General features: G+C 59.9%; 1 protein-coding gene. It reads right to left on the bottom strand.

The genetic code is table 11. The annotated features are described in order from the left end of the window. The coding region (locus IEX16_RS19815; RefSeq protein ID WP_188710287.1) for an IS3 family transposase at positions 1-685 on the bottom strand (685 nt) is incomplete at both ends.

Raw genomic sequence — 685 nt, 5'->3', positions numbered from 1 at the left:
GGTGGTTGAACCACGACACCCATTCAAGCGTTGCCAGTTCTACGGACTCCTTGGTTTTCCAAGGACCGCGCCGGTGGATCAACTCTGCCTTGTACAAGCCATTGATCGTCTCGGCCAGGGCGTTGTCATAGCTGTCGCCTTTGCTGCCCACTGAGGGCTCGATTCCCGCTTCGGCCAGACGCTCGCTGTAGCGGATACAGACGTACTGCGAGCCCCTGTCGCTGTGGTGAATCAAAGCATCAGCTCGCTCAGGCTGCCGGGCGTACAGCGCCTGCTCCAGAGCGTCGAGCACGAAGTCCGTTCGCATGGAACTGCTGACCCGCCAGCCCACGATACGCCTGGCGAAGACGTCAATGACGAAGGCCACGTACAGCCAGCCCTGCCAGGTCGAAACATAGGTGAAGTCCGAAACCCACAGCTGATTGGGTCGATCAGCCTTGAATTGTCGATTGACCCGGTCCAGCGGACGGACAGCAGTTGCATCGCCGATGGTCGTACGCACCACCTTGCCTCGCCTGACACCTTGCAGGCCCAGGCGCTTCATCAGCCGCTCGACCGTGCAGCGCGCTACTGCGATGCGCTCTCGCCTCATTTGCTTGTAGACCTTGTCGGCGCCATAAACCCGCATATTGGCTTTCCAGATCCGCTCAATATCTGGCACCAGAGTGTCATCACGCTGCACGCG

This window comes from Polaromonas eurypsychrophila (assembly GCF_014641715.1).
Taxonomy (GTDB): domain Bacteria; phylum Pseudomonadota; class Gammaproteobacteria; order Burkholderiales; family Burkholderiaceae_C; genus Polaromonas; species Polaromonas eurypsychrophila.
The sequence above is the reverse complement of the archived record's forward strand: the minus strand, read 5'-3'. Positions and strand labels throughout refer to the sequence as shown.